The 22,324-nt window shown below is 59.5% G+C and carries 24 protein-coding genes; 5 read left to right on the forward strand and 19 right to left on the reverse strand.

Annotation, left to right across the window (positions count from 1 at the left end; genetic code table 11):
- Positions 1–227 precede the first annotated feature (227 nt).
- The 3 genes from WDZ78_RS01770 to WDZ78_RS01780 form a co-directional block, all read right to left on the reverse strand.
- Positions 228–923: an FkbM family methyltransferase gene (locus WDZ78_RS01770; protein ID WP_425672153.1), complete on the reverse strand. Its 696-nt coding sequence runs from the start codon at positions 921–923 to the stop codon at positions 228–230.
- A gap of 161 nt (positions 924–1,084) precedes the next feature.
- Positions 1,085–3,007 carry a putative bifunctional diguanylate cyclase/phosphodiesterase gene (locus WDZ78_RS01775; protein ID WP_020012066.1) on the reverse strand — a complete coding sequence of 641 codons (1,923 nt, stop codon included), beginning with the start codon at positions 3,005–3,007 and terminating at the stop codon, positions 1,085–1,087.
- 21 nt (positions 3,008–3,028) lie between these two features.
- Complete coding sequence (locus tag WDZ78_RS01780) at positions 3,029–3,535, reverse strand: molybdopterin-dependent oxidoreductase (RefSeq protein ID WP_425672154.1); 507 nt, start codon at positions 3,533–3,535, stop codon at positions 3,029–3,031.
- A gap of 615 nt (positions 3,536–4,150) precedes the next feature.
- On the opposite strand from WDZ78_RS01780, the gene WDZ78_RS01785 reads away from it, so the two are divergent.
- Positions 4,151–5,587 (forward strand): NAD-dependent succinate-semialdehyde dehydrogenase, encoded by a 1,437-nt coding sequence (locus WDZ78_RS01785; RefSeq protein ID WP_425672390.1) that lies wholly within the window; start codon positions 4,151–4,153, stop codon positions 5,585–5,587.
- Positions 5,588–5,833: 246 nt separating this feature from the next.
- Positions 5,834–6,931 carry a DNA alkylation repair protein gene (locus WDZ78_RS01790; RefSeq protein ID WP_425672391.1) on the forward strand — a complete coding sequence of 366 codons (1,098 nt, stop codon included), beginning with the start codon at positions 5,834–5,836 and terminating at the stop codon, positions 6,929–6,931.
- A gap of 7 nt (positions 6,932–6,938) precedes the next feature.
- On the opposite strand, the gene WDZ78_RS01795 is transcribed toward WDZ78_RS01790, so the two are convergent.
- From WDZ78_RS01795 to WDZ78_RS01815, 5 genes are all read right to left on the reverse strand, one after another.
- On the reverse strand, positions 6,939–7,964 hold the full coding sequence (locus WDZ78_RS01795; RefSeq protein WP_265612511.1) for a sulfate/molybdate ABC transporter ATP-binding protein: 1,026 nt from the start codon (positions 7,962–7,964) through the stop codon (positions 6,939–6,941).
- Between the two features lie 5 nt (positions 7,965–7,969).
- Positions 7,970–8,857: a sulfate ABC transporter permease subunit CysW gene (cysW, locus tag WDZ78_RS01800; RefSeq protein ID WP_425672155.1), complete on the reverse strand. Its 888-nt coding sequence runs from the start codon at positions 8,855–8,857 to the stop codon at positions 7,970–7,972.
- Positions 8,858–8,860: 3 nt separating this feature from the next.
- The gene (cysT, locus tag WDZ78_RS01805) at positions 8,861–9,694 is read right to left on the reverse strand and encodes a sulfate ABC transporter permease subunit CysT (RefSeq protein ID WP_020012072.1); all 834 of its coding nucleotides are present in this window, start codon (positions 9,692–9,694) and stop codon (positions 8,861–8,863) included.
- A gap of 61 nt (positions 9,695–9,755) precedes the next feature.
- Positions 9,756–10,742 carry a thiosulfate ABC transporter substrate-binding protein CysP gene (cysP, locus tag WDZ78_RS01810; RefSeq protein ID WP_020012073.1) on the reverse strand — a complete coding sequence of 329 codons (987 nt, stop codon included), beginning with the start codon at positions 10,740–10,742 and terminating at the stop codon, positions 9,756–9,758.
- Positions 10,743–10,911: 169 nt separating this feature from the next.
- Complete coding sequence (locus WDZ78_RS01815) at positions 10,912–11,982, reverse strand: enoyl-CoA hydratase/isomerase family protein (protein WP_425672156.1); 1,071 nt, start codon at positions 11,980–11,982, stop codon at positions 10,912–10,914.
- Positions 11,983–12,264: 282 nt separating this feature from the next.
- On the opposite strand from WDZ78_RS01815, the gene WDZ78_RS01820 reads away from it, so the two are divergent.
- Positions 12,265–12,522 (forward strand): DUF2934 domain-containing protein, encoded by a 258-nt coding sequence (locus WDZ78_RS01820; RefSeq protein ID WP_020012075.1) that lies wholly within the window; start codon positions 12,265–12,267, stop codon positions 12,520–12,522.
- Between the two features lie 68 nt (positions 12,523–12,590).
- Here WDZ78_RS01820 and WDZ78_RS01825 read toward each other — a convergent pair whose 3' ends face one another.
- On the reverse strand, positions 12,591–13,397 hold the full coding sequence (locus WDZ78_RS01825) for an SH3 domain-containing protein (protein ID WP_306957041.1): 807 nt from the start codon (positions 13,395–13,397) through the stop codon (positions 12,591–12,593).
- A 257-nt stretch (positions 13,398–13,654) separates the two neighbouring features.
- Between WDZ78_RS01825 and ubiG the strand changes: the two genes are divergently transcribed.
- On the forward strand, positions 13,655–14,401 hold the full coding sequence (ubiG, locus tag WDZ78_RS01830; protein ID WP_425672157.1) for a bifunctional 2-polyprenyl-6-hydroxyphenol methylase/3-demethylubiquinol 3-O-methyltransferase UbiG: 747 nt from the start codon (positions 13,655–13,657) through the stop codon (positions 14,399–14,401).
- Between the two features lie 44 nt (positions 14,402–14,445).
- Here ubiG and WDZ78_RS01835 read toward each other — a convergent pair whose 3' ends face one another.
- From WDZ78_RS01835 to WDZ78_RS01850, 4 genes are read right to left on the reverse strand one after another with little or no spacing between them, the layout of a single operon-like run.
- Positions 14,446–14,874, reverse strand: a complete 429-nt coding sequence (locus WDZ78_RS01835; protein WP_077985146.1) for a DUF1178 family protein — start codon at positions 14,872–14,874, stop codon at positions 14,446–14,448.
- Positions 14,871–15,731 carry a carbon-nitrogen hydrolase family protein gene (locus WDZ78_RS01840; RefSeq protein WP_425672158.1) on the reverse strand — a complete coding sequence of 287 codons (861 nt, stop codon included), beginning with the start codon at positions 15,729–15,731 and terminating at the stop codon, positions 14,871–14,873. The genes WDZ78_RS01835 and WDZ78_RS01840 overlap by 4 nt, the downstream gene beginning before the upstream one ends.
- A 30-nt stretch (positions 15,732–15,761) precedes the next feature.
- On the reverse strand, positions 15,762–16,016 hold the full coding sequence (grxC, locus tag WDZ78_RS01845) for a glutaredoxin 3 (protein WP_020012079.1): 255 nt from the start codon (positions 16,014–16,016) through the stop codon (positions 15,762–15,764).
- A 60-nt stretch (positions 16,017–16,076) separates the two neighbouring features.
- A complete protein-coding gene (locus tag WDZ78_RS01850) occupies positions 16,077–16,868 on the reverse strand; it encodes a ComF family protein (protein WP_425672159.1) in 792 nt (263 codons plus the stop codon).
- 143 nt (positions 16,869–17,011) lie between these two features.
- Between WDZ78_RS01850 and WDZ78_RS01855 the strand changes: the two genes are divergently transcribed.
- Entirely contained in the window at positions 17,012–17,893 is an 882-nt protein-coding gene (locus tag WDZ78_RS01855; protein WP_425672392.1) for a methyltransferase domain-containing protein, read from the forward strand.
- A gap of 10 nt (positions 17,894–17,903) precedes the next feature.
- On the opposite strand, the gene WDZ78_RS01860 is transcribed toward WDZ78_RS01855, so the two are convergent.
- The 6 genes from WDZ78_RS01860 to WDZ78_RS01885 all read right to left on the reverse strand — a co-directional run bounded on the left by WDZ78_RS01860 (position 17,904) and on the right by WDZ78_RS01885 (position 22,187).
- Positions 17,904–18,125 carry a Flp family type IVb pilin gene (locus WDZ78_RS01860; protein WP_020012082.1) on the reverse strand — a complete coding sequence of 74 codons (222 nt, stop codon included), beginning with the start codon at positions 18,123–18,125 and terminating at the stop codon, positions 17,904–17,906.
- Positions 18,126–18,195: 70 nt separating this feature from the next.
- A complete protein-coding gene (locus tag WDZ78_RS01865) occupies positions 18,196–18,510 on the reverse strand; it encodes a hypothetical protein (RefSeq protein ID WP_020012083.1) in 315 nt (104 codons plus the stop codon).
- 279 nt (positions 18,511–18,789) lie between these two features.
- On the reverse strand, positions 18,790–19,203 hold the full coding sequence (mutT, locus tag WDZ78_RS01870) for an 8-oxo-dGTP diphosphatase MutT (RefSeq protein WP_020012084.1): 414 nt from the start codon (positions 19,201–19,203) through the stop codon (positions 18,790–18,792).
- A complete protein-coding gene (locus WDZ78_RS01875) occupies positions 19,200–19,976 on the reverse strand; it encodes a GNAT family N-acetyltransferase (protein WP_425672160.1) in 777 nt (258 codons plus the stop codon). The genes mutT and WDZ78_RS01875 overlap by 4 nt, the downstream gene beginning before the upstream one ends.
- 18 nt (positions 19,977–19,994) lie before the next feature.
- Positions 19,995–21,236, reverse strand: a complete 1,242-nt coding sequence (argJ, locus tag WDZ78_RS01880; RefSeq protein WP_425672161.1) for a bifunctional glutamate N-acetyltransferase/amino-acid acetyltransferase ArgJ — start codon at positions 21,234–21,236, stop codon at positions 19,995–19,997.
- Between the two features lie 87 nt (positions 21,237–21,323).
- The gene (locus tag WDZ78_RS01885; protein WP_026364016.1) at positions 21,324–22,187 is read right to left on the reverse strand and encodes a peptidylprolyl isomerase; all 864 of its coding nucleotides are present in this window, start codon (positions 22,185–22,187) and stop codon (positions 21,324–21,326) included.
- Between the last annotated feature and the right edge of the window lie 137 nt (positions 22,188–22,324).

Consider the following 22,324-nt stretch of genomic DNA (forward strand, 5'->3'; position numbering starts at 1 on the left):
CATCTCCGGTGCAGCCTGTTGTGCGCCGGTTTGATGGAGGGATGATGACGCAGGATAACGGTTGCGACAATTGCAACAATAATTGAGAATGAATTGCTGTTTATGAAATTATCTTTTCGAACCGCATACCATTCCGGCACACGCGTCCACCCGCTCCACGCCCTCATGCACGGGTAAGAACGAGATGACAGGCGGACGGTTCCTTGAATTCGACGCGACCCTCGGCCTCAGTCCACCTCGGGATCGTATTCTCTCGGGCTCTCGTCCTTTGAGAACAGGACGCAGGGCCCGCGTGAACCTCGCGGATCATAGGCATATCCCTTGGCGGTCAGCGCCTGCATGATATCGCGAACCCCGGCGAGACCGTAAAGATGGTCATGCAGCTCCACGAATATCCGCTCCACGCCGGTCAGATCGGCCCTGCCGAGCAGGTCGCGTTCTGCGCCCTCGATATCCATGACAAGCGCGGTAATGCCCCGGCTGGCGATAAATTCATCGATGTTGGCGGAGGAGATTTCGATGCGCTTTTCATAGGGGCCCTGGTTTTCGTCCATGGACGACATCCAGAGATCCCTGCGGACGTAAAAAGGATAGGAGCTCGGCTCGTCGGCGGTAAGAAGTCCCTGCGAAAACACGACATTGCCGCGGCAATTGGCCTTGATTACCCGCTCTGCCAGCGCCGCCGTGGAGGGGTTGGCCTCGAAAGCCCAGACGGAAACATCCTCAATGCCGGCAATGATCGACGTGATGATGCCGATACCGGATCCCAGCTCCAGCACACGATCGCCGGGCTTGATGGCTTTCAGGACGCTGCGGGCCTCTTTCGCCTCGTAGCTGCCGTCGGTCAGCGCCTGCCAGATGACGGGCGACACCTCGTTGGAAGAAAGAGGCAGGGCAACTCCATGCACGTCCAGTATTTCCATGTCTCAAGCCTTTTCGCAAAACCCGGCCGCTTTGTCAGAATGATCACATATCGACCGGGAATGCTCTACAGCATCGTTGCGGCAACCGGTATCGGTTTTCGCAAGCAACAATATGACTTGGTAAAAATTCAAGATACGGCCGCCGTCACAACAGACGTGTCTCAGACGGAACTCCAGGCTACAAGCTCCTTGGCCGGCAATGGCCTGCTGATCAGATATCCCTGAACCTGGTCGCAACCCAAACGCCTGACGCATTCATATTGCTCTTCCGTCTCGATACCTTCGGCAATCGTCGTCATCCGCAGACTGCGACCGACACCCACCACAAATTCCACGATCGCCAGCGCATCGCGATCGCTGGTGATATCGCGCAGGAACGAGCGGTCGATCTTGATCTTGTCGAAGGGTACGCCGCGCAGATTGGCGAGCGATGAATAGCCGGTGCCGAAATCATCCATCGCGATCTTGATGCCGACGGCCTTCAGCCGCGACAGCGTGTTGATCGTCTGGTCGCTTTTGTTGAGCAGGATCGATTCGGTGATTTCAAGCTCGAGCCGGCTTGGCTCCAGCCCGCTTTTCTCAAGCGCGCCCATGACGTTCTGGATGAGGTTCGTGCTGTGGAACTGAACCGGCGACAGATTGACCGCCACCTTCATGTCCTCGTCCCAGCCCATCGCCTCGCGGCAGGCGGTCTCCATCACCCATTTTCCGAGCGAATGGATAAGACCGGTTCTTTCCGCCACGGGAATGAACACGCTGGGCGGCACATCGCCCCGCACCGGATGTTTCCAGCGCAGCAGCGCCTCGAAGCCGCAGAGCTTGCGGGTCTGCGTCGCCACCTGCGGCTGGTAATAGACTTCCATCTCGTCGTTCTGCAGCGCGGTCTGCAGATCGGCCTCGAAGGATTTCTTCTCGGTCAGCTGTTTCTGCATGCGGACCTTGAAAACGCTCGCCCGGCCGGGACCGATAGCCTTGGCCTCATAAAGCGCCAAGTCGGCACGCTTGAACAATTCATCGGCATCGACGGCGCCGTGCGATATGGCGATGCCGATGCAGGTGCCGATTTTGACCTCCTGCTCACCCAGCTGGTAAGTGCGGCTGATCTGGTCGATGAGCTTGGTGGCAAGGCGGCGGGCGGCATCTTCGTTCAGATCGTCGGAGACGACGGCGAACTCGTCGCCGCCCAGACGGCAGACCATGTCATAATCGCCGCCAATGGCCGAAAGGCGCTGCGCCACGGCCTGAAGCAGCGCATCGCCCGCATCGTGGCCGAGCGTGTCGTTCACGTCCTTGAACCCGTCGAGATCGAGGAGAAGGATGGCCGTCGTTCCCGTACCGCCGAAGGATCGGCGCAACCTCTCGATCAATTCCTGCCGGAACAACGCACGGTTCGGCAGGCCCGTCAGCGCATCGTGATAGGCATCATGCTCGAGCCGGACATTCTTCGCCTGCAATTCCAGCGTGGCGGCACGCAGATCGTCCGTCAGGCCGCGCATGCTTTTCTGCGCCCGGTTCAGGAGATCGTTCTGGCGAAGCAGCAATATGACAAGTGCTATACCGCACAGGATGAGGCCGCCCGCCAGCGCGGTGTAAACGATATGCAGCTTTCGCACATCCTCATGGGCCGTATCGATGAGATTGACGTCATAAGCGACGGAAGACGAGGCCAGCGTCGTCATCGGTGCGTCAAGCGCGCTCATTGCCGAAAGCAGATCCGGCACATCGGCCGGATTAAGGTTGTTCACCTGCTGCTCCAGACGGGCCAAAACGGCATCAAGACGGGTCACAAGATCCCGCCACTGCTGCTTTTCGTCGATGAAAGCGCCCAGATTGCCCTGCTTCAGAAGCTCAAGGCGGCTCAGCATGATGTCCAGACGCAGCTGCAACTCGTCCCGGTCGATCTTGCCGGGATTGAGCGCAAAGACGGCCAGCTTGTTCTGGAGGCGCAGATATTCGGCTACGGTCTGGCTTACGGCCCAGGAATCATTGTAGCGGGCGAATTTCTGCAGAGCGGTCTGCCGCTCGGCAATGACGAAAGCGATATAGCCCGTTGCCAGAACGAAGCAACAGATGATCACCGCCACAAGTTTTCGCAAACGGCACCTTTATTCCACTATCAGTTTGGCAACTTGCCATGCGGACCGCGAATAATAGGTCTGCTTCTGCAGCTCCGGGTCGCTGTCATAGGGATAGATGACGAACAACGGGCCTTTTTCGCGAACTGTCATGTAATTGCCATCCAGCTTGATCGCCAGGATAACGTTAAATTTCTTAAAATCTTCAATAGGTATCGTGCTGACATAATCGTTGAGAGCGACCGCGGTGACGCTGGTGCCCTTTGCTCCGACGACATCCATCAATTTCGCCAGCGAGACACCATCGAAACGGACGCGGCCGTCATGCCAGGGCGTCGTCGTCTCCACCGTCTCCATGCCGAGCGCTTCCAGCATGTCACGATCAAATACCGCGGCGCCATCGGCATTCGTATTACTGACGTTTCCGGATATGGTTAATATCGGCTTTCCTTGCGGTTTGGCAATTTCCCCGGCTTCGGCACAGGAAAGCCACGCAAGCGACAAGAACGCACTGAGAACTACCCGGGCGAAACTCATACTTTTTCTCCATCGATAACGTTCAGGTCGAGGGTTTTCGCCAACCTTTGAAGGTCAAAGGAACCGACGTTAGCAATATATATCAGGAACTGATGTTATATCCTCACTGAGATTTTATCCGTATTTTCTCTAGGTTTTGAGTAAACCCTTTGGATAATTTTTCCGTCTTATTGTATTTTTTTACACTCGACGCCCTGTTATGACGCAGGCGACAAGCCCCTGAGACCCCTCGAGATAATTCGTCAGGTGCGACAAAGGCCGAATTGTGGCGAGAGACTCTTCGCCGTCGCACAGGTTCATCTGATTCGCTTGAGGCGGCCGGGCATGCGACGCCCCATCTCCACGCCGGATTGAAATGACGAATGACAAATCCCGCGTCACAGAAAAATCATGACGATTGCCGGAGCACACGGTTGAAACATACCGCCCGCAACTTAATATAAAGGCTGTCGTTTCCGTTTCCGGCAATTCCAGAAGCCTCTTGTCGGAAATATCCAGACACATGTTCCGCGCAGCGAAAGCCGCGATGCCGGTTCGTCCGGCCAGGACAATTCTGTTCACGTCTCCGGGCCGGACGGCTTCCGCCGTATCGGCCGCATCATGAAGGTAGCCCCTATGCACACCTATCCCGACATCAAACTTCTCATTGATGGCGAATGGCGAGACGCCGTTTCCGGCAAGACGATCGCCGTGTCCGATCCGGCGACCGACGAGATCATCGGTGCGATTGCGCACGCCGAGAAGGAAGACCTCGATCTGGCGCTTGCCGCCGCTGAGCGCGGTTTCAAGCTGTGGCGCGACACCTCCCCCTACGAGCGCTCGAAGATCATGCGCAAGGCTGCCGACATTCTGCGCGAGCGCAAGGACAAGATCGCCTATATCATGACGCGCGAGCAGGGTAAGCCGCTGGCGCAGTCGGGCACCGAAATCATGGGCGCCGCCGACACCATCGACTGGTTCGCCGAAGAAGCGCGCCGCACCTACGGCCAGGTCATCCCGGCCCGCGCGAGCGGTGTTTCGCAGCTTGCCATCAAGCTGCCGGTCGGCCCTGTGGCGGCGTTCACGCCGTGGAACTTCCCGATCAACCAGATCGTCCGCAAGCTTTCCGCAGCGCTCGCCACCGGCTGCTCCATCATTGTCAAGGCGCCCGAGGAAACACCGGCATCGCCGGCCGAACTCATCCGCGCCTTCGTGGATGCGGGCGTACCGGCCGGCGTCATCGGCCTCGTTTACGGTGTTCCATCCGAGATTTCGGAATATCTGATCCCGCATCCGGTCATCCGCAAGATATCCTTCACCGGCTCCACGCCCATCGGAAAACATCTGGCCGCACTTGCGGGCAAGCACATGAAGCGCGCCACGATGGAACTGGGCGGCCACGCGCCTGTCATGATCTTTAACGATGCCGATATCGACAAGGCGATCGAAGTGACCTCGCTTGCCAAGTTCCGCAATGCCGGTCAGGTCTGCGTCGCCCCCACCCGCTTCCTCGTGCAGGACGGCGTAGCCGATCGCTTCCTTGAAGGTTTCGTGGAAGCGACAAAGGCCATCAAGGTCGGCAATGGTCTCGAAGATGGGGTCATCATGGGCCCGCTCGCCAATGAGCGCCGCATTCCGGCACTGGAAGGCCTCATCAACGACGCCGTTTCCCATGGCGCAGAATTGAAGACCGGCGGACGCCGCATCGGCAACAAGGGCAATTTCTTCGAGCCGACGGTTCTCGCCAATGTGCCGACGTCAGCCAAGATCATGAATGACGAGCCCTTCGGCCCGGTCGCGATCATCAACCGCTTCTCGAGCTTCGATGACGCCATCACCGAGGCTAACCGCCTGCCATTTGGCCTTGCATCCTACGCCTTCACCGGTTCGGTCAAGACCGCGCATGCACTTGGCCAGCAGGTTGAAGCCGGCATGCTGACCATCAACCATAACGGCCTTGCGCTTCCGGAAGTCCCCTTCGGCGGCATCAAGGATTCCGGTTACGGTACGGAAGGCGGCTCGGAAGCGGTTCAGGCCTATCTGGAGACCAAGTTCGTCAGCCAGATGAGCTGAGTTTTCCGAAATTTCTTCTCCCCGCCGGGGAGAAGATGGCCCGAAGGGTCAGATGAGGGGGGGGGCAAGCTCTCCGCATATCTCTGCGCGCACCCCCTCATCCCGCTGCCGCGACCTTCTCCCGACGGGGAGAAGGCGAAGCCGCAATCACTCGATCCATTGTCACTCCCTGAAAGTTGCTCAGCACTATCTTGCCTCCAGTCTCATCCTGCCGTAAAAGAACAAAAAGTGAACTTTGAGGGCGATATGGGCGACAAGGCGGCACCGGCACTGAAGGAAATCTTCAACCAAGAGAAACTGCGGCACATCGCCGATCAGACCAGGGCCGTCCATCCGCAGTTTGACATCTCAGCCTTCATGGCGCTCGCCACCGAAAACCTCGAGGCCTTGGGGATCATGCAGCGTATGCGGCAGGTGGCGACAAGCCTGCATGCGACGCTTCCCGGCGACTATGCCCGCAACATCGAAATCCTGACCGCCGCAGCGCCGGGTATCGGCAACGGCTTCGCCTCCATTTCGCTGCCGGAATATGTGGCGCTTTACGGCCTCGATGATTTCGACCTTTCCATGGAAGCGCTGCATTATTTCACCCGTTTCGGCTCCTCGGAATTCGCCATCCGTCATTTCCTGCAGAAGGATATGGCCCGCACCCTTGCCGTGATGGAAACGTGGTCACGGCACGAGAATGAGCATGTGCGGCGGCTGGCGAGCGAGGGCTGCCGGCCGCGCCTGCCATGGTCGTTCCAGCTCAAACCCCTGATCGACGATCCATCCCCGGTCACTGGTATCCTCGAGGCCATGAAAGCCGATGAGGCGCTTTATGTGCGCAAATCCGTCGCCAATCATCTGAACGACATCACCAAGGACAATCCCGCTTTCGTGCTGGCGCTCATCGATGCATGGCCGAAGGAAAATCCGCATACGCGCTGGATTACACGCCAGGCCCTGCGCACCTTGATCAAGAAGGGAGATGCAGCCGCTCTTGCCCATCTTGGCGCGCATGAGGAAGCGGAAATTTCCCTTGCGGCATTTCAGGTTACGCCGGACAAGGTGGCTCTCGGCAACCCTGTGCGGATTTCAGCCTCTTTCACCTCGACGGCGAAACGCTCGCAGAAACTGGTGATCGACTACGCCGTGCACTACGTGAAGAAGAGCGGCGATGCATCGGCGAAGGTCTTCAAGTGGAAAGAAATCGAGCTTCAGCCCGGCGAGACATGCGCGCTGTCGATCAGCCGCGCCATACGTAATTTCACCACCCGCAAACACTATCCCGGCCTTCACAGGGTTGATCTGATGATCAATGGCAAGCTTGTGGCAGAAAGCGCCTTCGAACTTCTGGTTTGAGAACGGCTCACGCCGCCGGGAAAATCTTCGCCCGGCGGATGATGACGGAACCGCGGTCACCGGCGGCGACGTCGTTTTCCGGCGGCACGTCAAATTCCAGGATGTCGCCGCCATCGGTGCTGGCGATGACCCGGCGTTCACCCGCCCGGTCGAGAACCCGCGCCACCGAGGCCGGAATGCCCTCATGCAGATCTTCCCATTCGAGATCGCCGGGGCGGGCATAGATATCGACGGCGCCATCGCCCTGCGCATAGGAGAAAGGCAGCTCATTGTCACCGACATAGACCTTGCCGCCGCGCGCCACGCCGGAGACCCGGTTGGCATCACCCAGAAAGCGCATGACGAAGGCGCTGTTCGGCTGGCGGCAGACCTCCTTCGGCGTGCCCTCCTGTACGATTTCGCCCTGATTGAGGATGACGACACGATCGGCAAGATCGAGCGCCTCTTCCTGGTCATGTGTCACGAAAATCGTGGTGATGCCGAGCGAATCGTGAATCTCGCGCAGCCAGCGGCGAAGATCGCGGCGCACATTGGCGTCCAGCGCCCCGAAAGGCTCATCGAGCAGAAGTACCTTTGGATCGACCGAAAGCGCACGCGCCAGCGCCACGCGCTGCCGCTGCCCGCCGGAAATCTGCGCCGGGAAACGGTCGCCCAGACCATCAAGCTTCACCAGCCGCAAAAGCTCCCCGACGCGGGCGTCGATCGCCGCCTTGTCCCGCTTCACCTTCGAGACCTTCATGCCGAAAGCGATGTTTTGATGCAGAGTCATATGCGGGAAAAGCGCATAATGCTGGAACACAAAACCGACGCCGCGGTCACGCACCGGAATATTGGTGGCGTCCTCGTCGCCGAAAAAGATACGGCCGCCATCGCTATATTCGAGACCGGCGACCATGCGCAAAATCGTCGTCTTGCCGGAGCCTGAGGGACCGAGCAGCGCCAGAAGCTCGCCGCTTTCGATATCCAGCGAAACATCGCGCACGGCGCGGAAGGTATCGAAGGTCTTCACCACATTTTCGAGGCGGATTTTCATGGGAATCAGGTCTCCGTGGCGATGGCGACGTCGCCGTTGGTCTTCTTGGCCCCGCGCCCGGCGCCGCGTCGTTCCAGCGCCACCTTGGCGATGATGGTGACGACGGCGAGCAAGGCAAGGATGGAGGCTGACGCGAAGGCGCCGGCCGTCTGATAGTCGTGGTAAAGCAGCTCGATATGCAGCGGCAGCGTATTGGTCTGGCCGCGAATATTGCCCGATACGACCGATACCGCGCCGAATTCACCCATCACGCGGGCGTTGCACAGCACGACGCCATAAAGCAGCGCCCATTTGATATTCGGCAAGGTCACCGAAAAGAAGGTGCGCCAGCCGGATGCGCCAAGCGAGGTCGCCGCCTCCTCAAGATCACGGCCCTGCGCCTGCATCAGCGGGATCAGTTCGCGCGCCACGAAAGGCGCGGTCACGAACATCGAGGCGATGACGATGCCGGGTAGCGCAAAGAGTATCTTGATGTCATGCGCATCGAGGAACGGGCCGAACAACCCCTGAAGGCCGTAAACGAAGAGATAGGCGACGCCGGCGACGATCGGTGAAATGGAAAAGGGTATTTCGATCAGCACCAGCAGGAAGCGCCGGCCCGGGAAATCGAACTTGGTGATCGCCCATGCGGCCGCGACCCCAAAGGCGGTATTAACAGGCACGGCGATCAGCGCCGTCAATACCGTCAGCATGATGGCGTGGCGGGTATCGGGATGGGTGATGGTGGCGGAATAGACCTTCCAGCCCTGCGAAAAGGCCTCGACGCCGATGATGACAAGCGGTGCGACGACCAGCAGGGCGCCTATGACGAGCACGAAGGCGATCAGGCTGCGGCGAACAAGAGGCGCATCACCAACACGCGGCGGCTTGCGATGTGAAGAAACGGCGCTCATGTTTCAGCCCCTCACCGTGTAACGAAGCGCACGCGCCTGCAGGTAATTGGTCACCGCCAGCATCACGAAGGCGGTGATGAGCAGCACGGAGGCGATGGCGGCGGCCGCCTGATAATCATATTCCTCCAGCCGGATGAAGATCAGCAGCGCGGTGATCTCCGTCGAAAACGGCTGGTTGCCGGCGATGAAGATGATCGCCCCGAATTCGCCGAGGCTGCGGGCGAAGGACAGCGACAGACCGGCGAGCAACGCCGGCGTCAGGAGCGGCAGGATGATCTTGCGGAAAATCTCGAGATCGGAACCGCCGAGCGATTGCGCCGCCTCTTCCAGCGCCGGATCAAGGTCTTCCAGCACCGGCTGCACGGTGCGCACGATGAAGGGCAGGCTGGTGAAGGCCATCGCCACCATGATGCCAAGCGGCGTATAGGCCACCTTGATGCCGAACTGGGAAAGCACCGAGCCGAACCAGCCGTTGCCCGCAAAAAGCGTCGTCAGCGCAATGCCGGCAACGGCGGTGGGAAGCGCAAACGGCAGATCGACGATGGCGTCCACGATGCGCCAGCCCGGAAAGCGGTAACGTGTCAGCACCCAGGCAAGCGCCACCCCGAAAATGACGTTGAACAGCGTGGCGGCCAGCGCACAGAGCACGGTAACACGATAACTGGCGACGGCGCGCGGCGAAGAGATGATCGACCAATATTCGGCAGGGCCAAGGCTTGCCGCCTTGAACACCAGCGCCGAGAGCGGCAGAAGCACGATGATGGCGACATAAGTCAGGGTAACGCCGAGGGACAATTTAAGCCCCGGCAGAACATTCCGTTTCAAACCCGCCCCCATCAATCAAAAAGCGACCCGGCAGTTTCCCGCCGGGTCCTTTATCTGTTCTTTGTCGTTGTGATTAACGGCTGCCGTAAAGCGTATCAAGCGTCGCGCCGGATGCAAAATGCTCTTTCTGGATTTTGTCCCAGCCGCCGAAGACGTCATCGACATTGACGAGGCGAATGGCGGGGAACTTATCCTTGAATTCGCCAACGACCTTTTCATTGTGAACGCGGTGGCCGAATTCAGCGGCGATGCGCTGGCCTTCCTCGGTATAGAGGAAGTCGAGATAGCTCTTCGCCAGATCACGCGAGCCGCGCTTGTCGACCACCTTATCCACCACGGCCACCGGGAATTCGGCGAGCAGGCTGACGGAGGGCACAACGCCTTCCACCTTGTCGGCGCCATATTGCTTGGCGATGCCGCGGGTCTCGGCTTCGAAGGTGATCAGCACGTCACCGATTTCGCGTTCCACGAAAGTGGTGGTGGCGGCGCGGCCTCCGGTGTCGAAAACAGGCGTATTGTCGAAGATTTTCTTGACGAATTCCTGGACCTTCTTCTCGTCGCCGTTGAACTTCTCCTTGGCGTAAGCCGTAGCGGCGAGATAGGTGTAACGGGCGTTACCCGAGGTCTTGGGATTGGGGAAAACGATCTTCACATCGTCACGGGCGAGATCGTCCCAGTCCTTGATACCCTTGGGATTGCCGGCGCGCACGAGGAAGGACGGGAAGGAATAGAACGGCGATGCGTCGTTTGCAAAATCCTTCTTCCAATCGGCCGAAACAAAGCCCTGCTTCACCAGAAAATCGACATCGGTCACCTGGTTGAAGGTGACAACATCGGCTTCAAGACCCTCGACAATGGCGCGCGCCTGCTTGGAGGTGCCGGCATGCGACTGGTCGACGGTTACGCCCGGATGCTGCTTGATGAACGCCTCGTTCTCGGCCGCAAAAACTTCGCGGGCGACATCGTAGGATGCGTTGAGGATGGTGGTCGGAGACTGCGCCTGCGCCGCACCTGCAAAAAGAGCGGCAACAGCAGTACCGATAATGAGAAGACGTTTCATGAATACCCCCGGCAATTCGAATGGTGCTCAACATAGCGGGCGACGGCAACAGCTGCGAGAAACAGACGTGCTTTACAGGCACGCGGATTGGAAATTTCGCCCAAAGAGAACCGCTTCCAAAGGGGATGATTTCATATACGGCAAGAAGCCGGATTTCTTTTGCGCCATCCTAAAGGCGATGATCGGGAAACAGATTGCCGGAATGCCCGGCAAAATAGGGCGCAAGGTCATCCTTCCGCACCTCTTCCAGCCGTGCCGGCTGCCAGCGGGGATTGCGGTCCTTGTCGACCAGAGCCGCACGCACTCCCTCGTAAAAATCGTGCTGGCGCAATATCTCCGTACCGGCGGCAAATTCCCGCTCCAGGCATTCGATGAGGCTCGCGCTTTCGCGGCCGAGGCGCAGCAGCTTCAGGGTCAGTTTCAGACTGGTGGGAGAGCGCTTTTGCAGGACCTCTAGGGTCTCGCGCGAAAACGCATCCTGTCGCGCCGAAAGCGCGGCGAAAATCTCCTCAACCGTGTCGAAACGGAATGTCGCGTCGATGATATCCCGATTTATGGATAAAACGCCTTCATCGGCCTCAACTGCCTGCGCCGTGATCGCCGTCTCGATGCTGTCCATATCCGCGGCCTTCGACAGGTCTTGGACCAGACCGTCGAGACGGTCCGAAGGAACAATATGATCGGCAAAGCCGGCATAGACGGCGTCGGCGGCAGTAACGGCGTTGCCCGTCAGCCCCAGCCAGGTGCCGCATTCGCCCGGCGCTCGTGGCAGCAGCCAGGAGCCGCCGACGTCAGGAAAGTAACCGATGCCGGTTTCCGGCATGGCGAGTTTTGTGCGTTCGGTGACGATGCGGTGGCTGCCATGGGCTGAAATGCCGACACCGCCGCCCATGACGATACCGTCCATCAGGGCAATGTAGGGCTTGCCGAAGCGGGCGATGCGATAGTTGAGCGGAAATTCTTCCCGCCAGAAATCAAGCACCTGCGGGTCGCCCGCCTTACCGAGATCGTGAATGATACGGACATCGCCACCGGCGCAGAGCCCCCTGTCGCCTTCCCCGCTCAACACCACACAGGAAACATCCGGATCCTCCTCGAAACGCTGAAGCGCCTGAAACAGGTCGCGCACCATCGGCAACGTCAGGCTGTTGATCGCCTTCGGGCGGTTGAGGCGAATGATGCCAGCCCCTCCCCGCTTCTTAACGATGACCTGCGCATCCGCTTCCGTTGTCTGTTCCAAGACCGCCTCCTCCGCTGCCCATTTATGCGGCCATCTTGGCGGCCTCGGGCCGATCACGCAACGTTGATCTTCTCTTGCAGGAACGTCTTTCGCTCAAACCGCTTTAACGGGCAGAAAATGCCAAAAATCCGATTTCGCAATGCAGCATGTTTGCTTGACGCCCGGAAAATCATGGCATGTAATGGGTCTGGAAATGCCGGCATTGATTCCTGTCGAGCGTGTGCCGGACCAAGCGAAATGTCGCCTTCTCAAAGGCGCTGTAAACAGCAACGGGAGACGAGCATGCAGGTTTCGGAACACGAATGGATCAGCAAACGGGCATATACACTCTGGGAAAAGGAAGGCCATCCCCAAGGTCGTGACGCGCACCACTGGGAACAGGCAAAACATGAATTTTCGCTGCTGAAGACATCGGAAGCGACAAAACCCGCAACGCGCAAGAAGGCCGCTCCCAAGGCCGCGACTGTCGAAAACGCATCGGAAGCGGAAGCCCCGGCAAAACCCAAGAGCCGTGCCCGCAAGGCTGCCGCCACGAAATAAGGGCTGGCGACATCAAGCTGCAGCCACCAATGAAAAAGCCCGACGAAATCTCGCCGGGCTTCATCTGTTTAGCGCGGGCTACAACCGGGATCACCGACCCGGCAGCCATCACGAAGATCTTCTGATGCAGGCGCACGGCGCGGGTCATCCCACTGGCGGCGCTCGGCAGGGAGCCGGCCCTCATTCTGATTTGGCTGGCGATCGCGATTACGATCCCGGTTTTCATCTTCCCAGCGCCGGCGATCGTCATCGCGACGCGGTCTGTCCTGATTTCTGTCACCCTGGTTCCAGTCGCCGTAACGACGTTCCCAACGTCCGTCATTGGGGCCACCGCCCTGACGGGGATCACGCCACTCGTCGCGGCGACCATCGCGCCAGTCGTCCCGGCGTCCGTCACGCCACTCGTCACGCGGACGCGGGCGATCCCATCCGGCGCTCGGCGGCGGGGCGTTCCAGTAACCGCCTGATGGCGGCGGACGACGCCAGCGGTCGCGCTCGCGGTAGAAGTCGCGGTCGCGATAATAGCGGTCCCAATAACGGCCGACCTCGAAGGTGATCACCGGCACGCCAAGATCGCGGTAATAACGCGGCTCGACATAGACCCGGTTCTGCCGGTAGGTCGTGGCAATGTAACGCCCGGCCACCCAGCCGCGACCGCCCACAAACGAGACGTCACACCAGGGCGTATCGGAAAGGCAGCCGTGGACGGTGAGCGGCGCGCCATTCGGGATCACCACAACAGCCGGATAGGCCGTGCTCGGGCCGGAGCGCATATTCACATTCGCGGTGGCGAAACCGCGAGTCGCAGCCTCGGCAAGTGCCGGCGCGGCGAGCATGGCCACCAGCGCAATTGCGCCAAACAGTTTTTTCTTCACTTCTTTCTCCTCAAGCAAAGGCCCGCTTTGCCCTTGTCGGCATCCACCATTTTCGATGGACGAGTATGCGTTCCGCATACTGCCACGATCGGAAAATACGCGCTGCTGCATGAACGCAGCATGAAACAAATGAGGGGGCGTATCAGTTCCACCTGCGGCAATGAGCGCCCGACAAATTACCGCCGGAATGGACGGCCGGTCTTGACTTCGGGGGGCAATCATCCGACTTCAATGCAACAGCAATATGGAGCAGAACCATGAGCGAAACCGCACAGACGACCGTCGACCAGAGCGAAGTGGATCGCTTCTCCGCGATGGCTGCGGAATGGTGGAGCCCGACCGGCAAGTTCCGCCCGTTGCACAAGTTCAATCCGGTGCGGCTCGAATATATCCGCAACCGCATCTGCGACAATTTCGGCCGCGACCCGAAGGCGCACCGCCCGCTGGAAGGGCTGCGCATATTGGATATTGGCTGCGGCGGCGGCCTTCTCTCCGAACCCGTTGCGCGCATGGGCGCGGATGTGGTGGGCGCCGATCCCTCGGAAAAGAATATCGGCATCGCTTCCACCCACGCCCGCGAAAGCGGGATAAGCGTTGACTACCGCGCCGTGACCGCCGAACAGTTGCAGGAAGCCGGCGAAACCTTCGACGTCATCCTCAACATGGAGGTGGTCGAGCATGTGGCCAATGTCGATCTCTTCGTCACCACCTGCGCGAAGATGGTGCGGCCTGGCGGATTGATGTTCGCGGCCACCATCAACCGCACGCTCAAAGCCCGGGCACTGGCAATCTTCGCCGCCGAAAACGTGCTGCGCTGGCTGCCGCGCGGCACTCATCAATATGAAAAGCTCGTTCGTCCGGAAGAACTCGAGAGGCCGCTGGTGGCAAGCGGCATGGATATCATCCACCGCACCGGCGTCTTTTACAACGTGCTGCAGGACCGCTGGAATCTTTCACCTGACATGGAGGTCAACTACATGATGCTGGCGAAACGACCGGCGTAAGGCTAACGCCGGGCGCGATCTGAGTGATGTCATTCTAAAGAAATTCAGTTGACGTCATCAGGTAAGACCGGCAGCGGCGCGATCTCTATACCCTCATCCAGCAGGGCCCTGGCTTCCTGCGCAGAGGCATTGCCGATGATGCCGCGCTCATCCGCTTCGCCATAATGGATTTTGCGCGCCTCTTCGGGAAATTTATCGCCGACATCCTCGGCACTGGCGCGGATATTGGCGACAGCCTCGCGGATTTTCGCCATCGCCTCTTTTCTGGCCGTATCCATGGCGAGCGTCTGTCGTTCGTCTTTCTTGCGGGCGGTAGAGACCGAAGGCGCCATCAATAGCTTTGATACCTGCACGGAATTGCAGACCGGGCAGGACAGGAAACCGCGCTGCAACTGATTGTCGAAATCGTCGCTACCGGCAAACCAGCCTTCGAACTCATGGCCCTTTTCACAGGCCAGCGCATAACGGATCACGCCGCTTCACCTCCGGCAGGTTTCAGGGGAATGACAGTGTCCAGCCCGAACTCGCGGGCATTGCGCAGATTGGGAATTTTGCCACGCGCAGCCGCCACCATCGACGTGTCGATCTCGGCGAAGATGATCTCTTCTCCGGCGCCGCCGGCAATGGCCAGAACCTTGCCCCAGGGATCGATGATGATGGAATGGCCAAAGGTCTCGCGCCCGTCCTCATGCACGCCGGCCTGCGCGGCAGCAATGACGAAAGCGCCATTTTCGATGGCGCGGGCGCGCAGCAGGATCTCCCAATGCGCCTCCCCCGTCTGCCTGGTGAACGCCGCCGGAACCGTCAGAACCTCTGCACCGGCCAGCGCTTCAGCGCGAAAAAGCTGCGGAAAACGGACGTCGTAACAAATTGCAAAGCCGAATTTCGCCAGCGGAAGTTCGGCAATGCGCGCGACTTCGCCGGGTTGATAAGCAGCGCTTTCGCGCCAGCTTTCACCATTGTCGAGATCGACATCGAACATATGGATCTTGTCATAGCTGCAGATGCGCGAACCATCCGGCGCGAAGAGAAAACCGCGATTGGCAATCTTGCCATCCGGCCGGGCAATCGCAGTCGAGCCGACATGGACATGAATACCGAGTTCACGGGCGAGACGCGCGGCCGTCGCAACGATGATATCGCCATCGTCATCCCGCAATTGCGCGCGCAGCGCCTGCCTGTCCTTCTGGATGGCGCCCGTCATTTCCGGGGTCTGCACATAAACGGCGCCCTCGGCTGCAGCCGCACGCACCAGCCGTTCCATATCGACGGCGTTTTTTGCCGGATCGACGCCGGAACGCATCTGAATGGCGGCAGCCTTGAAACTCATCACATCCTCCATGCCCGCAAATCGGGCCGATCAGGCGGCCAGCAGCGCGTCCAGCTTACCGGCGCGCTCCAGCGCGTGCAGATCATCACAACCGCCCACATGCTCGCCGTTGATGAAGATTTGCGGGAACGTTGTGCCGCCGGATTTTTCGATCATTTCCTGCCGGTATTCCGGTGTCGTCGTGGCGTTATATTCGGCGTAATCCACGCCCTTGCTGTCCAGCAGCGCCTTGGCGCGCGCGCAATAACCACAAAAATCCCGCGTATAGATCGTTACCGGTGCCATGTTTTCAAAGCCCTCGCAAACGTGCGGTAAAACGCACGATAAAGTCATGTCATTCAGGTTTCATATAGGGCCGGAAATGGCCATTGCAAAGGTCAAAACCGTCACATCCGCGGCACCGGCCTTGCGCAGGGCGCGGCTTGCCGCACCCACCGTTGCACCAGTGGTATAGACGTCGTCCACCAGCACCACGCGCTTGCCATGGACATCACCTTCACGGCCGGGCGCAAGCGAGAAAGCGCCGCGCATATTGTCCCGCCGGGCAAGGGCCGAAAGCCCCACCTGCCGCTCCGTCGGCTTCACGCGCAGCAACGCGCCGGCGAGCAAGGGCTTGCCGGCGGCCTTGGCCAGATGCCGCGCAAGCTCGGCGGATTGATTGAAACGGCGGCGCAGGAAACGGTGACGATGCAATGGAACGGGCACGATGCAATCACAGGCATCCACCGTCCCGTCACTTGCCCTCAGCATCCACAGCGCCATCAGGCGGGCGAGATCCGTCCGGTCCTGATATTTCAGCCGGTGCACGAGCTTGCGGGCGGTTCCATCATGGCTTGCGACGGCACGCAGCCGGTCAAAGGGCGGCGGTTCGGCAATGGCCCGCGCGCTCACAAAACCGTCTCCGTGATCCCGCGCGAAGGGAATGCCCAGAACCTCGCAAAAGGGGCGACCGATGAAGCCCACATCCCGCCAGCAATCCGCGCATAAGGCGCCCTCGCCACCGGTCATGCGGGTGCAACCCGCGCAGGTTGGCGGGTAAACCATACGCAAGGCCGCGCGCCACATGTCCCCCACTGCCGCCGGCACGGCCGCGGACCTCGACAACAACCCCGAAAACAGACTTTCACCAGCGCCCATGAGGTTGACTTTACCGCCGAACGGGTGCCTTTGCGAGAGCGATAGTTCTATCCCGACACGGGGAAGATGATGCCCGCAGCGGCATGAGACCAACGATACGGCCCGCCGATCCCAAAGGCGCTTAAGGCCGAGCAGGCAAGATGATGGATATTCTCTTTGACCAGGCCCTGATCGAACAAAACCGTCACCGGGCGTGGGCCAGACGCGATGACAAGGCCCTGTTTCTTCTCGATATGGCGGCCGAAGAGCTGGCCGACAGGCTCGCCATCGTCGAGCGCCAGTTCGAGACCGCGATCGAACTTCATGGCGGAACCGGCGTCACGGCGCGACGCCTGGCGGAGACCGGCAAGGTGGACACCATTCGCCGTATCGAAACCGAAAGCTCTTTTGCAACGGATGCGAATGTTCCCGAGGTTGCTTCCATGGAGCATCTGCCGCTTGAAGAGGCCTCCACCAATCTCATCGTTTCACCGCTTGCCCTGCATCTGACCAACGACACCCCCGGCGCGCTGATCCAGATCCGGCGGGCATTAAAACCGGATGGCCTGTTTCTCGGCGCCATTCCCGGCAGCGGCACCCTGCAGGAACTGCGCGATGTGCTGCTGACGGCAGAGGCCGAACTGACCGGGGGCGCCAGCCCGCGTGTCATTCCTTTCGCCGATGTACGCGATGTCGGCGCGCTTTTGCAGCGCGCCGGGTTTGCGCTCCCGGTTACCGATGCGGAAAGCTACACGGTGCGCTACGATTCGATTTTCCCGCTGATGCGCGACCTGCGCGCCATGGGTATGGCCAACCCGCTGGCAAGCCGCAGCAGAAAACCGCTCAACCGCGCCTTTTTCCTGCGCGCAGCGGAGCTTTACGCCGAGCGGTACTCAGATGCTGACGGGCGGATAAGGGCGACATTTTCGATTATTTACGTATCAGGCTGGGCGCCACACGAAAGCCAGCAGAAACCGCTAAAGCCCGGTTCCGCCAAGGTGCGGCTTGCCGATGCCTTGAAGACAACAGAGGTGAAGCTGTTCTGAGCGATCAGCCCTACGGGTTCGACTTAGCAAAAGTGTCTACGATGAACTGAAACACGGCATTGATATTGGTGCTGATGTCACCTGCCCCAGCGATGAGGGCGGCGGAAAGCAGCCCCGCGATCAGGCCATATTCAATCGCTGTCGCACCGTCTTCGTTTTTGCAAAAATTGATAAAAAAATGCGGCACAGGATATTCCCCATCCACCATCCGGTGCGTTTCGACAACCGGCATCTGCCCTGTTGAAATCAACACCATCCTAGGTCGATGACGTGAGGAATCCGTTACCGTTGATGGTAAACGATCAGCAACCGCTCTCGTTGCTGTAACCCGTGACCACGCAGGGCATCTCCGGCATCGGCTGGGTGATGCTGCGACGGATGGAATAGGTCTTGCCGATATCGGTCTTCTTGATGGAGCCCGTGCTGATCATGTCGTAATTTTCGGGAAACTGCGCGACGCGCGTCGTGGATTTTCCGGCAAGCATGGGGGTGATGATCAGGGAAAGGGCGATAACCGCCGTGCCGAACAACAGCGCCACATTGAGTACGCCGGTGCGACGGGATTTGTTGGAATACAAATGACGACCTTCCACCGTCTTCCAGAAATCCTCGTTCATGACCAACCTCGTCTCGCGCAGTTTACCGCTTCTTTAGCTTAACAATCTGCCAGAGGGTGCTGAACGATCTCTTAACACAGCCCCGTTTTGGTACGGCAAAGCGCTGGCAACAGGGCATTTTCACGAAGCTGTGACGGAATGATCTTACAAGGGTGGATAGATCGCTGGGAAAGGCCCGAGGATGACGTCATGCTGAGGCGAGCAGCCTCGCACTCGACGAGTGCGTACTCGACAGGCTGATATCCCTACCGAATTGCGCGCAAACGGCACGCCGCCAGCTTATAGCAGATCCTGCAGGAAGGGGATGAGCGGCTCATCGGCCGGCGGCATGGGGTAATCACGCAGAGCCTGCGGCTTTACCCATTTCAGCGCCTGCCCTTCCCGGCCATGCGCAATGCCCTCATAACGGCGGCACACGTAAAGCGGCATCAGGAGGTGAAAGGTCTCATAGGTGTGGCTGGCAAATGTCAGCGGCGCAAGACAGGCGACCTTGGTTTTGATACCCAGTTCCTCGTCCAGTTCGCGCACAAGGGTTTCCTCGGGCGTCTCGCCATGCTCCACCTTGCCGCCCGGAAACTCCCACAGGCCCGCAAGCGATTTGCCTTCAGGACGCTGCGCCAGAAGAATGCGGCCATCCTGATCGAGGAGCGCGCAGGCGGCGACCAGCAGAATTTTTTTGCCCGCTTCGCTCATTCGCCTGCCCCCTTGCGCCAGTAGCGATAACGATAAGCCTCGGAGAAGCCAAACTTCTCATAAAGGGCGATTGCCGGCGCATTGGCGATATCAACCTGCAGCCAGGCGCTTTTTGCACCGCTTATTCTGGCCCAGCGCAGCGCGGAGGACAGAATCTGCGTGCCGAGACCCTTTTTGCGCTGCGATTTCACAACATCGAGCGAGAGAATGCCGGCGAGATCATTATCCTGAACACAGATCACGGTCGCGAGCGGATTGCCTTCCACTTCCTCATTGATAAAGAGGCCAAGCGTCGGCTTGATCGAGCTCACGATTTCCGCAATCGCCGGGCGCAGCGCCGGGTCGCCGTCGCTCACCTTGATACTCGCCTCGACAAAACGGCCGATATCGTGGCTTGGCAGGCTGACCAGCGTTTCCGGCAGTTCCATGCTGGAAAGATCGGCCGTCATGACCATGATCTCTTCGAACACGGACCAGCCGTCATTCACCAGAAAATCCCTGAGCTGTGGCGGCATCAGCGTCGTTTCGCGCACCACCAGCGGTCTGCCGAAATCTTCGAAACGCTTACGCGCCTTTTCCAGCCGTACTGCACTGTTTCCGTAGTCGGAAGGGTCCAGCGGCACCACGCAGTTGATCCGCTTGGAGGGATGCGAACCCGTCAGGCGGATTTGCCAGCTGCCGTCATAAATCACCGACGAGGCAGGCCATGCCCGGAAGCTGACGGCTTCCAGACGGCGAACCAGCGGCAGATTAACGGCCTTGTTGTCCTGCATTCTCTTCGGCTCCAACGGTCAGCTCCGGTAGTCGCCGTTGATCGCAACATATTCCTTGGTGAGATCGCAGGTCCAGACAGTGGCCGTGCCCTGACCGAGACCAATATCCACCTTCACGGGAATGTCTTCGAGACGCATCACCGCGGTGGTCTCCGCTTCCGAATAGTCGGGATCGCGCTCGCCATTCACGGCCACGCGCACGCCGCCGAACCAGATGGCGAGGCGATCACGGTCGGCCATTTCGCCGGATTTGCCGACGGCCATGACAACGCGGCCCCAATTGGCGTCTTCGCCGGCAACCGCGGTTTTCACCAGCGGCGAATTGGCGATGGAAAGGGCGATCTTCTTGGCGGCGGCATCGTTTTCCGCGCCAGTGACAGTAACTTCCACCATCTTGCGCGCGCCTTCGCCGTCGCGAACCACCTGCAAGGCAAGGTCCTTCAGAAGATCGTTGAGGCTAGCGCGGAAGCCGGCAAGGCGCTCGTCATCGGCGCTCGTCACCTTCACCTGGCCGTCTTCAGCCGCAGCACCCGTGGCAAACAGCATCAGCGTGTCGGAGGTGGAGGTGTCGCTGTCGACCGTCACGGAATTGAAGGTGGGGCCGACACCGGCGGAAAGCAGGGATTGCAGGGCGACGGGCTCGATATCCGCATCCGTCACCACGAAGGAGAGCATCGTCGCCATATCAGGCGCGATCATGCCGGCGCCCTTGGCGATACCGTTGATGGTAACGATGACGCCGCCGATTTCGGCAGTGCGGGTCGCGACCTTCGGATAGGTATCGGTCGTCATGATCGCCTTGGCGGCTTCCTGCCAGAAATCGGCTTCGGCCATGCCGTTCATATCGCCCAGAACACCGGCGAATTTGGTGGCGTCCAGCGGCTCGCCAATCACGCCAGTCGATGCGAGGAAAACCTCACCTTCGGAGCAGCCGACGGCGGCGGCGGCGGACTTCGCCGTCAACTCGGTTGCGGCCTTGCCCTTGAGGCCGGTGAAAGCATTGGCATTGCCGGAATTGACCACCACGGCACGCGCCACACCGCCACCGAGATTGGCGCGGCAGAAATCGACGGGGGCCGAGGGGCACTTCGATTTGGTGAAGACGCCTGCAACGCTTGCCGGCGCGTCGAACACCATCAGGAGAACATCCGTGCGGTTCTTGTATTTGATACCGGCGGCGGCCGTCGCCATGCGAACACCGCGCAGCGCGGGCATGTCGGGATAGGATTTCGGAGCGAGCGGGGAAACGGCAACGGACATGGGAAGCGCCTGAAATTCTGGAAAAGAGGATCTGGGAATGCCTGAGATGAAACGGGGCGGCCCATAGCCGCCCCGTAACCTGAATTTTTACTGCTGCGGCTGAGCCTGCTGTTCCTTCGAGGCTTCGTCGTAGCCCTTCTTCAGCGTCTCATCCATGATTTCGATCTTCTGGTCAGCCTTTGCCTTCTCGATGAGGGCAACGTACTTGTCACGCATGACAAGCTGACGAACCTGCGGCTCGACCTGCTCGAAAGCCGGCGGCGGGGCGATGCGCTTGTCTTCCAGCTTGATGACGTGGAAGCCGAACTGCGTCTTCACCGGGGTCTTGGTGTAAGCGCCCTTTTCGAGGCCGAAAGCGGCTTCTTCGAATTCCGGCACCATGCGGCCCTTGCCGAACCAACCGAGGTCGCCGCCGTCATCCTTGTTGGAATCGGTCGACTTTTCCTTGGCGAGGGCTGCGAAATCCTTGCCCGAATCAAGCTGCTTGATGATGTCTTTCGCTTCGTCCTCGCTGGCGACGAGAATGTGCGCGGCCTTGATTTCTTCTTCCTGCGGCAGGGCTGCGACTTCCTTGTCGTAGCGCGCCTTCACCTCATCATTGGTGACAGCTTCGACCACGTGCTTGCGGAAATAGGCGTTGTGCAGCTCACGGTCCTGGATGAATTCCATGCGCTTCTTGAAATCTTCAGTCTTTTCCAGACCTTCGGCGCTGGCGTTCTTTACCAGAAGCTTGACGTCGATCGCGCCGGAAAGAGCTGCGACCTTCTTCTGCTCGTCGGGAAGCTGCGCGAGCTGCGGATCGAGGTTGCTCATGGCGAGGTCGAGTTCGGACTGGTGGATTTCCAGATCGCCAACCTTGGCGACAACCTTGTCTTCCTGTGCGAAAGCCGGAAGCTGGAGGCCGAGCGTGGCCACAATCACCGCAGCCGCAATTTTATTATAGCGCAACATTTTGAACCTTTCGGGGACAATGCCGGCTCCAGACATGGTTTCCGGCTCTGAAAAAACTTCCAAACACCGGATTGTGGCCATTCTGTAACGGGCAGAACCGTTGACATCATTTGCCCCCCCTCTTATCTGTCACGCAA

Source organism: Agrobacterium sp. M50-1, from assembly GCF_049843495.1.
GTDB lineage: Bacteria > Pseudomonadota > Alphaproteobacteria > Rhizobiales > Rhizobiaceae > Agrobacterium > Agrobacterium radiobacter.

Bases quoted from the DNA above. Each gene is read 5' to 3' on its own strand.
- WDZ78_RS01850 (WP_425672159.1), bottom strand. From the start codon at position 16,868: ATGGGCGCTGGTGAAAGTCTGTTTTCGGGGTTGTTGTCGAGGTCCGCG.
- WDZ78_RS01795 (WP_265612511.1), bottom strand. From the start codon at position 7,964: ATGAAAATCCGCCTCGAAAATGTGGTGAAGACCTTCGATACCTTCCGC.
- ubiG (WP_425672157.1), top strand. From the start codon at position 13,655: ATGAGCGAAACCGCACAGACGACCGTCGACCAGAGCGAAGTGGATCGC.
- WDZ78_RS01875 (WP_425672160.1), bottom strand. From the start codon at position 19,976: ATGCAGGACAACAAGGCCGTTAATCTGCCGCTGGTTCGCCGTCTGGAA.
- WDZ78_RS01790 (WP_425672391.1), top strand. From the start codon at position 5,834: ATGGGCGACAAGGCGGCACCGGCACTGAAGGAAATCTTCAACCAAGAG.
- cysP (WP_020012073.1), bottom strand. From the start codon at position 10,742: ATGAAACGTCTTCTCATTATCGGTACTGCTGTTGCCGCTCTTTTTGCA.
- cysT (WP_020012072.1), bottom strand. From the start codon at position 9,694: ATGGGGGCGGGTTTGAAACGGAATGTTCTGCCGGGGCTTAAATTGTCC.
- WDZ78_RS01820 (WP_020012075.1), top strand. From the start codon at position 12,265: ATGCAGGTTTCGGAACACGAATGGATCAGCAAACGGGCATATACACTC.
- WDZ78_RS01770 (WP_425672153.1), bottom strand. From the start codon at position 923: ATGGAAATACTGGACGTGCATGGAGTTGCCCTGCCTCTTTCTTCCAAC.
- WDZ78_RS01885 (WP_026364016.1), bottom strand. From the start codon at position 22,187: ATGTTGCGCTATAATAAAATTGCGGCTGCGGTGATTGTGGCCACGCTC.
- WDZ78_RS01840 (WP_425672158.1), bottom strand. From the start codon at position 15,731: ATGAGTTTCAAGGCTGCCGCCATTCAGATGCGTTCCGGCGTCGATCCG.
- WDZ78_RS01865 (WP_020012083.1), bottom strand. From the start codon at position 18,510: ATGAACGAGGATTTCTGGAAGACGGTGGAAGGTCGTCATTTGTATTCC.
- argJ (WP_425672161.1), bottom strand. From the start codon at position 21,236: ATGTCCGTTGCCGTTTCCCCGCTCGCTCCGAAATCCTATCCCGACATG.
- WDZ78_RS01860 (WP_020012082.1), bottom strand. From the start codon at position 18,125: ATGCCGGTTGTCGAAACGCACCGGATGGTGGATGGGGAATATCCTGTG.
- WDZ78_RS01785 (WP_425672390.1), top strand. From the start codon at position 4,151: ATGCACACCTATCCCGACATCAAACTTCTCATTGATGGCGAATGGCGA.
- WDZ78_RS01855 (WP_425672392.1), top strand. From the start codon at position 17,012: ATGGATATTCTCTTTGACCAGGCCCTGATCGAACAAAACCGTCACCGG.
- cysW (WP_425672155.1), bottom strand. From the start codon at position 8,857: ATGAGCGCCGTTTCTTCACATCGCAAGCCGCCGCGTGTTGGTGATGCG.
- WDZ78_RS01780 (WP_425672154.1), bottom strand. From the start codon at position 3,535: ATGAGTTTCGCCCGGGTAGTTCTCAGTGCGTTCTTGTCGCTTGCGTGG.
- grxC (WP_020012079.1), bottom strand. From the start codon at position 16,016: ATGGCACCGGTAACGATCTATACGCGGGATTTTTGTGGTTATTGCGCG.
- mutT (WP_020012084.1), bottom strand. From the start codon at position 19,203: ATGAGCGAAGCGGGCAAAAAAATTCTGCTGGTCGCCGCCTGCGCGCTC.